Source organism: Lichenibacterium ramalinae, from assembly GCF_004137085.1.
GTDB classification, from domain to species: Bacteria; Pseudomonadota; Alphaproteobacteria; order Rhizobiales; family Beijerinckiaceae; genus Lichenihabitans; species Lichenihabitans ramalinae.
The window spans coordinates 2,501-3,645 of sequence record NZ_QYBC01000050.1; the positions used below are offsets into that span (position 1 = coordinate 2,501).

1 rRNA gene (cut by a window edge) is annotated in these 1,145 nt (G+C 61.5%); it reads right to left on the reverse strand.

Annotated elements, in window-relative coordinates:
- Positions 1-689 (reverse strand): 23S ribosomal RNA (locus D3272_RS26825); it reaches 2,132 nt to the left of the window's first position.
- Positions 690-1,145 lie beyond the last annotated feature (456 nt).

Consider the following 1,145-nt stretch of genomic DNA (forward strand, 5'->3'; position numbering starts at 1 on the left):
CGCTGCGCCTCCACCTAACGGCTTAAGCTCGCTCGACACATTAAGTCGCTGACCCATTATACAAAAGGTACGCTGTCAGGCAGGACGAACCTTGCCCTCCAACTGTTTGTAGGTATCCGGTTTCAGGAACTGTTTCACTCCCCTCGTCGGGGTGCTTTTCACCTTTCCCTCACGGTACTTGTTCGCTATCGGTCGCTGAGGAGTACTTAGGCTTGGAGGATGGTCCCCCCATGTTCAGACAGGATGTCTCGTGTCCCGCCCTACTCGAGGACCACAGGAAAAACGTCGCGTACGGGGCTGTCACCCATCATGCCGAGCTTTCCAACTCGTTCCGCTGTCATATCCCGTGGCCACTGGCCTGGTCCGCGTTCGCTCGCCACTACTGACGGAGTCTCGTTGATGTCCTTTCCTCGGGGTACTGAGATGTTTCAGTTCCCCCGGTTCGCCTTTGGAACCTATGGATTCAGTTCCAAATACCCCCATTGACCATCGTCAATCCCTGCCCTCCCCCATCCCCGAAGGGGACGAGGGAAGGCACGGAATGGCGACGGTCGAGGGTGGGTTTCCCCATTCGGAAATCCATGGATCAAAGCCTGTTCGCGGCTCCCCATGGCTTATCGCAGCGTACCACGTCCTTCATCGCCTCTCAGCGCCAAGGCATCCACCAGATACCCTTATCACACTTGATCGCTCTCATTATCGATGCCCATCCCGGGACAGCCCCTCGAGGCAGCCCAGACGGCACCGACGCTCCGGCAACGTCACAGACGATGCCGGGCAAGACCTTTGCTTCCGAACCTGTCCGGGATGGGAGGCGGTCAAGGCTTCCCATCATCTCGCCCCTCGGCATCCAAGGCGGACCGGCGCGGCGTCTCACGACGCTTCGCCGACCCCCGTGAACCCGCGGGGTGGAGTCGACCCGTCGGGTTCGGTCCGCCCGACAGGCTGCGCCTGTCGTGCGTCCCGAAGCCGATCGGCCGGACACATTCACTCTTCACGATGTCGAATAACACGCCTCGGCAAAGCGAGGCGATGCGCCAGCCGGCGGGGCCGGTGGCGAATCTCTGGTAGGGCGGACGAGGGCGCTGCCAAGGCAGGAGCTGCGTGGCAGGGGGCCGGGTTCGCTCTGAACCGTCCCGGCTCAC